Consider the following 7,240-nt stretch of genomic DNA (forward strand, 5'->3'; position numbering starts at 1 on the left):
GGTAGCTTAAGAGCCTGTTCTTAATGCAGTTCTTGGAAGACCCGCCTAGCCGTTACCCGGTATGTTACCCGGTCAGACGATCGTCGGCAGGCTTCTTTAGGCATCATACAGGCTCGACTGCATTGCGATAAAGGCATCACGGATGGCGCGAACGTCACCCAGTTTGGCCCGCGCCTCGCCCATGCCGCCATACCTGTTCTGTAGCGCAGGGGCCAGCGCGCCGGTTCTTAGCTCGCTGATCCCTTCTCGAACGTAGGAGGTCAGCACGCCTTCCAGGAACACTCGCATCTCCTCGCTGAAGCCAGACAACCCTCCTTCGCGCACCGCGTCCGCACGTTCGGCGCGGGCCTTGGGGTCGAGGTCGAAGCGGATATAGGCGAGCACGTCGAAGAGGTCGCTGCCCGGCTTCTGCACTAAGGAGCGCAGCGTCTCCAGATCATCCCGCGCATAGCCCTGGTCAGCCAGTGCCTCCAGGAACGTCTCACGTCGGTCAGGGTTGCGCCATGCGTTGCGCAGGGCGTCCTCGTCCGGGGCTAACTTACCAAGATCGCCGAACAGGTGCTTGATGTAGTCCCCCGCGCTTACCGACTCGCCCTTCAGCCAGTAACGGGTCGTGCCGATATACTTGATCGCGTGGGCCTTGCCGCTGGGCAGCTCGACCACCAGAGGCTCGCTGGGACCGTCCCGCTCCTCTTCGCTTTCCGTTTCCTCGTCCGGCTGGTCTTCAGCGTCCTCCCCTTCGGGCTTCCCGCCGCCCGCGCCCTTGATCTTCTCTTCGGGCTCGCCGTCCCATTCGGGGTCCTCGAACAGCTCCGACGCTTTCACGAAGTCCCAGATGGTGAAGTGGTCCTTGCCGTCGAAGGTCCGTGTGCCGCGCCCGATGATCTGCTTGAACTCGACCATGTTGGTGACGGACCGCAGGAGGACGATGTGCCGGACGTTCCTCGCATCCACCCCGGTGGAGAGCTTCTGCGAGGTCGTCAGCACGGTGGGGATGGTCTTCGCGTTGTCCTGGAAGGTGCGCAGCAGCTCCTCCCCCCTCGCGCCGTCATCGGCGGTCACGCGGACGCAGTAGTTGGGGTTCGTGCTTCCCGCCTCCTCATTGATGAGGTCGCGTAGGAGAGCCGCGTGCCGCTGGGTCGCGCCGAAGACGATGGCCTTCTCGCTCTGATCCACCGCGTGCAGCCACTGGCGGACGCGGGAGCGCTCGCGCGCGGGCATCTCGATTGTGCGGTTGAAGTTGCGCTCCTCGAAGACCTGACCCAGCTCCGGCTCCTGCCCGGACAGCACCTTTCCGTCCCCGTCCCATACCCAGTTATCGTGGCTGCTGGCGATCTGGCGCACCTTGAAGGGGGAGAGGTAGCCGTCCTCGATCCCCTCCTTCAGCGAGTAGACATAGGCGGGTTCGCCGAAATACTTGTAGGTGTCGCGGTTGTCCTCACGCAGGGGCGTGGCGGTCAGGCCCAACTGCACCGCCGGGGCGAAGTGCTCCAGGATGCCGCGCCAGCTCGACTCGTCCCGCGCGCCGCCCCGGTGGCACTCGTCCACCACGATGAAGTCGAAGAAGTCCGGCGGGTACTCGCCGAAGCGGAAGTCGGGTTCGTCCGTGTCCGCGCCGTCCTCGTCATCATCCTTGGGCGGCTTGGTCATGAAGGTCTGGAAGATGGTGAAGAACAGGCTGGCGTTCTTCGGCACCTTGCCTTCCTTCTTGATCTCCTTCGGCTCGATCCGCACCACGGCGTCTTGAGGAAAGGCGCTGAAGGCGTTGATGGCCTGGTCCGCCAGCGTGTTGCGGTCGGCGAGGAAGAGGATGCGGGGCCGCCGTCCGCCCTCGCCGTCCCTGGTCCAGCGGGCCTGGAACAGCTTCCAGGCGATCTGCACCGCGATGCCGGTCTTGCCGGTGCCGGTGGCAAGGGTCAGGAGGATGCGCTTCTCGCCCCGCGCGATACGCTCCAAGACCGCGTCGATGGCCCGGTACTGGTAGTAGCGCGGCTCCCACTTGCCGCCGTCCTCGGCGAAGGGGATGACGCCGAAGCGCCCGCGCCAGTCCGTCTGCTGAGCGCTCTGGGTGCGAGGGGGGAAGGCGCGGTCCCACAGGCCGTCCGGGGTGGGCGGAGCTTCGACGTCCCGTCCCTGCCCCGTCTCAAGGTCCATCTCGTACCAGGCGCGTCCGTTGGTGGAGTAGGCGAAGCGCGCACCGAGCTTGCCCGCATCGTCCTTGGCCTGCTGCAGCCCCTCGCGGTGGGAGAGCCCCGCCCGCTTGGCCTCGACCACGGCGAGGTACTTGCCGCAAACCTCCAGCACATAATCCGCCACCGTCGGCCTGCCCCGCCTGCCACACGACTGAAGCCGCCCCTTGGCGATGGTCTCGCAGCGCACGCGGGCAGGCGCCTCGTCCCAGCCCGCAGCCCTCAGCGCCGGGTCGATCCTCTCGCGCCGCGTCTCGGCTTCGGTCTCGTCGGCATGGGACATGGGGTCAGGTCAGCTCCCCTGCGAAGGCGCGGGAGAGGAGGGAGGATTGCAGGCCGGTGAGGTCGTTGCGTTGGGCAGCATAGCATGCCTCCCCGCGCTCGCTGGCTTCACGCACCTCGTTCATAGCCTCACAAATTGCGGCTTGTACTTCCACGGAAGGATGACATACCCAGAATGCTTTCACTTCCGGATAATAGATCGTTTGGTGGACTGATCCACTTGCGAACCGGCGTATCGCCTCCCCTTGAGCGAGAAGAAGAAGTTGAAGAAATTCCGGCAACAGGTCTTCGCCACAAACCCAGTTGACGAAGTCTTGGCTCGTGGCCGCTGCGACACCAAGCCTCGTTACGTATCCAACTGACGCCGTTCTGGAAAGACAGACCGTCCCTGGGGGGAGAATGCGAGCGCTAGAGTTCGCAATACCTTCTTCGTTCGTATTCTCGTTCGTCGTCGTCAGAACGCTGCCATGCGCACCGCGTGCGTCCTTGATCCCAACCCACGGGATATTGCCGCCCCACCAGTCAGGACGTTTGCGGCTTGGTGTATGGCCGGACTCGAGTCTTGCTAGATCAGTGAGCTTACTCCAGCGCCAGCCTGGTCGAGCTTCGATTTCAGGCGCGAGGACAGAAAGGGAGTAGTCTCCCGTAATGGGTCGCAGCGTTGCTCCGCGCCCGCCCGTTCTTGTTGCACCGTTCTTGGTGTCGGTTTCTTCCCTCATGGACACACGCTCGGGGGTTCGCCCAGCGGTCCAAGTCCTAGCCTCGTTGCGGAACACTCCCCGAAGCGCGGAAAGGAACAACCCCTCCGCGTCCGCCACGTTCGCTTCGACGTTCGCGCGGGCGCGGGCTAGGCCCTCGAAGGCTTCGTCCAGCACCGCCACGATCCGCCGCTGCTCCTCGATCGGGGGGAGGGGGACGGGAACCTTTGCAAGATTTTTTCGGCTGATGCGGCGACGTGTGGTCCCAGTACATAGTTCGTCTACAGCACGTAGGTACGATACGGATTGCATGTAGTAGGTTAGGAATGCAGGTTCCGCATCGCCTGGCTTTGTTCGGATGATGGCACAGTCTACGGCCGTTATCATTCGTTCGCCAGTTTCGGGGACGATACAGCCTCTTCCAACCGGGTCAGGCAATCGCGAGACAAGAATATCGCCTGGCACAACTTCCGTACAAGACAAACGGTCGAATGTTTCATAGTCGATGAAGCGTGCTTTCTCGCGACGATCTTTGAAGTAGCCCGACCCCACGTTGCCAGTTTGCAGCAACCGAATGCCTTCAGGAGCTTGGTCCTTCGTTTCGATCCAGTCGCCATCTGTAAAAGTGCTGCACAACTCCCCCAAAGGCACCTCAGCCCACCCTGCCTTCACAGCATCCCCCTGATGTCCTTCAGGATCGCCGCCGTCTCGGCGTCGCGGGCCAGCATAACGTCGATGATCTCCTCGGGGCTGCGCAGGGGGGGCGGCTTCCGGCGCGTTGGGGTTGCGCACGGAGAGGTCGAGCGTGTCCTGGTCGAGGTCGCTTACCTCCACGGACCAGCTCTTCTCGCTATCCGCTTTGTCCTTCTGCAGGCGGACGAAATCGGCGAGGTCGTCATCGGTGAGGGGACTGGTCTTGCCGAGCTTCCGGCCTGGGTCCAGCTGGTAGTACCAGATGCGCCTCGTCGCCTCGCCGCGCTCGAAGAACAGGACCACCGTCTTCACCCCCGCCCCCTGGAACGTGCCGCCGGGCAGGTCGAGAATGGTGTGAAGGTTGCACTCCTCTAATAGCTCCCGCCGCAGCGCAACGCTGGCATTGTCCGTGTTGCTCAGCACCGTGTTCTTGATGACCACGCCCGCACGCCCACCGCCCTTCAGCTTGCGGACGAAATGCTGGGTGAAGAGGTAGGCGGTCTCGCCGCTACGGATGGGAAAGTTGTGCTGAACCTCTTTCCGCTCCCCGCCGCCAAAGGGCGGGTTGGCGAGGATCACGTCGTGCTGGTCGGCGGGGCCGTAGTCGAGCACGTTCTCGGTCAGGGTGTTGGTGTGGCGGATGTTCGGCGCCTCGACCCCGTGCAGGATCATGTTCATCACACCGATGATATAGGCGAGGGACTTCTTCTCCTGCCCGTAGAAGGTCTCGTTCTGAAGCCGCTCGCGGTCGGCCGCCGTTCTGGCCTGCTTCTCCATCGCCTCATAAGCTTCGCACAGGAAGCCTGCCGACCCCGCCGCCCCATCATAGACCGTCTCCCCGATCCTGGGCTGCAGGACCTCGATCATGGCGCGGATGAGCGGGCGGGGGGTGTAGTACTCGCCCCCGTTCCGCCCGGCATTGCCCATGCGCTTGATGCGGTCCTCGTAGAGGGAGGACAGCTCGTGCCGCTGGGCCTGCGTGCCGAAGGACAGCGCATCGACCTCGTCCAGCACGTCGCGAAGGGAATAGCCGGAGCGGAACTTGGACCTGATCTCGGTGAAGACCTCGCCGATCTTGTAGGCGAGGGTCGAGGGGTCCGCGCTCTTGAAGTCGGAGAGGTAGGGGAAGAGCTCATCATCCACGAAGGCAATGAGGTCGTCCCCCATCATCGCCGCGTCATGGTCGAAGCTGCCGTCCGCATCCTTCGGCGCCGCCCAATCGGCCCAGCGGTAGCCCTCCTCCAGGGTGGGGGAGTAGTCCTTACCCTCCAGCGCCGCCCGGTCCGCCCGCTCGCTTTCGAGGTCGTCGAGGTATTTCAGGAACAGGACCCAGGAGGTCTGCTCGGCATAGTCTAGCTCCGACGACATGCCCTCATCGTTGCGAAGGGCACGGTCGATCTTGTTGAACGCGTTCTCGTACATGGCACCACTGTCTAACCAAGCGGACAGAGTGGCGCGCTGCGTGCCCGCGGACAAGCGAAGAGGTTAGCCGGGGCCATGCCCGCGCGGCACGTCCTCCAGCCGCTCGGCAACCTGCCAGTCCGCTTGTCGCAGGCGGTCATAGGTCTTCTGGTGCATCCCCTTCGGCTTTGGCGGGAAGAAGTCGAGGATGCCGTCGTCGCTTCCCAGCTTCTCGCGTACCCGCATGGCCGATGCGAGCCCCGGCACGCGGAAGCGCTCGTACTGGCTTTCGTAGGTCGCCTGGTGGCAGCTTCGGCAGGCGAAGGGCGAGCCGTAGAGAACGCGGGCGCGGGCATGGCAGGAGGGGCAGGAGAACCAGCGCCGCTGCCCGCCCATCTTCTGCCCGGTGAAGGCCCAGCCGATGCGCTGTCGCTTATCCTGCCACTCCTCACCAGGGCGGCGGGTGCGGTAGATGAGAGTGAAGGCGTCCTCGTCCACCTGATAGCTGATCGTGGAATGGGTGTGCCCGCCTCGCGACCATGTCAGCGTACCGGCGCGAAAGCCGCCCCCCTCGCTCTTCAGATGGTCCAGCACCCCCCAGCGGCGAAGGTCCGCAAGGTCGATGCTGAGAAGCTCGCTCGTCTTGGTCGCGCACCGCGACCGCGCCGCCCCCGATCCGTAACCGCCCATGCCGTTCAGCCCTTCCTGCTTTCTGGCAATCATGTGGAAAGTTGAAGTCTGGCCCGTTCCGGGGCGAGCGGGAAGATGTTCAGAACTGTTCAGGTTGAGCGGGGGCGGCGCTGTTGGATTGGCAGCGGAAAACGGCAGATAAAACCGTCAGTAGCAGTTCTGCCTGCACCTACGCCGGTGACCCGATCCGCTCTACCTTAGCAGCGGCTAATGAGGCGACCACAGCACAGCCCCAATCAGGCCGCCGAGCTACCCCCTCTTCGGCGATGACGGGACCTGTCAGCAGCTGAAGAAGGGAACAGACCGACCCCGCGTGTGAGGAGCAACCAGCACACCAAGAACGGGCATTCCGAGGATCGGTGCATCTCCGGCGCATCAGGGCTACACCACGTATCCGCCGTAGACCGCTCAACCGCTGGCTTCCAGCACCCATCGGATACCGATAACCGAACAGCGCGACGATCCCGGACGAGCCCTCAACCCCGCACCAACACTGGCACAGAGCGCCCAAAGCACCACGTGCGTTGTGTGTGATCAGGCACAAGCGGCACGCCGGGCCATCAACGGGAGAACAAGACGATGCTCTTTGGGGAAGATCAGGTTTGGGTTTCTGCCCAGTGACGAAAGGTTATGAGAACCTCCGCAAGGTTTCTCGGGCCTCCCGAACCCTTGAACTTACCGCTCTCGATCCGGCATTTCAGCCAGTCGTTTTCGCTTCGCTCGATATCGACGGTTAGGAAGTTCCTGCCTTCGAGATAGGTGCCGACATAGTCGATCTCGACGATCCATCCGGGATTGTCAGACGTCTCCACTTTGATCCCATACTCATGTTCCCAGTCGCCGTCGCACTGACGAGTGAACCAGTCTTCGATCCAAGCTAAGTGATCCTGTTTAAAGGGTATCGGCTTGCTCATTGTCAGCCCTTACTTTGGAAGCTCGTCAGTTCGTGCAGGACGAACATCTTTCGTGCCCTTTTCATGGACGTGAGGGGTGGGGACTGAAGTTCCATCCTTGTTCGTGTGTGGCTTTCCAGTGACATCGACACGCTTGACTTGATCAAAGCCCGTCGGGTTTTTGTCATTCGGTCGCCACTGAGCATGACCTGTCACATTCCCGTCTCCGTCGCGTTTGACTGTCGAATGTTCGCCAGAAGCATCAGGGTCCGGTTTTAGACGATTACCGCCCCGTCCGGCGCCGCCACAGTTGTGCACCAGCACGCGCTCTTCGCCAACGAAGTAGGTGTGGAAGTCGGCGACGGTGAGGTTGTAGGTGGCGTCGATCCGGTTC

Annotated in this window: 4 protein-coding genes and 2 pseudogenes; all 6 read right to left on the reverse strand. The window is 62.9% G+C overall.

The annotated features are described in order from the left end of the window. Positions 1–96: 96 nt before the first annotated feature. Positions 97–2,472 (reverse strand): EcoAI/FtnUII family type I restriction enzme subunit R, encoded by a 2,376-nt coding sequence (gene hsdR / locus NOG11_RS05645; RefSeq protein ID WP_256618718.1) that lies wholly within the window; start codon positions 2,470–2,472, stop codon positions 97–99. 4 nt (positions 2,473–2,476) lie between these two features. After that, positions 2,477–3,841: a restriction endonuclease subunit S gene (locus NOG11_RS15125; protein ID WP_370468228.1), complete on the reverse strand. Its 1,365-nt coding sequence runs from the start codon at positions 3,839–3,841 to the stop codon at positions 2,477–2,479. After that, positions 3,838–5,284 (reverse strand): annotated as a pseudogene (locus NOG11_RS15130) (class I SAM-dependent DNA methyltransferase). The gene NOG11_RS15125 and the pseudogene NOG11_RS15130 overlap by 4 nt, the downstream one beginning before the upstream one ends. 63 nt (positions 5,285–5,347) lie before the next feature. Further along, on the reverse strand, positions 5,348–5,986 hold the full coding sequence (locus tag NOG11_RS05655) for a hypothetical protein (protein WP_256618721.1): 639 nt from the start codon (positions 5,984–5,986) through the stop codon (positions 5,348–5,350). A 563-nt stretch (positions 5,987–6,549) separates the two neighbouring features. Further along, positions 6,550–6,867, reverse strand: a complete 318-nt coding sequence (locus NOG11_RS05660) for an immunity 53 family protein (protein ID WP_256618722.1) — start codon at positions 6,865–6,867, stop codon at positions 6,550–6,552. A gap of 9 nt (positions 6,868–6,876) precedes the next feature. Continuing rightward, positions 6,877–7,240: pseudogene (locus NOG11_RS05665) on the reverse strand (polymorphic toxin type 24 domain-containing protein); the annotation flags it as partial.

This window comes from Parvularcula maris (genome assembly GCF_024505085.1).
Lineage (GTDB): Bacteria > Pseudomonadota > Alphaproteobacteria > Caulobacterales > Parvularculaceae > Parvularcula > Parvularcula maris.

Coding starts and splice junctions, on each gene's coding strand:
- NOG11_RS05655 (WP_256618721.1), bottom strand. CDS start 5,986: ATGATTGCCAGAAAGCAGGAAGGGCTGAACGGCATGGGCGGTTACGGA.
- NOG11_RS05660 (WP_256618722.1), bottom strand. CDS start 6,867: ATGAGCAAGCCGATACCCTTTAAACAGGATCACTTAGCTTGGATCGAA.
- hsdR (WP_256618718.1), bottom strand. CDS start 2,472: ATGTCCCATGCCGACGAGACCGAAGCCGAGACGCGGCGCGAGAGGATC.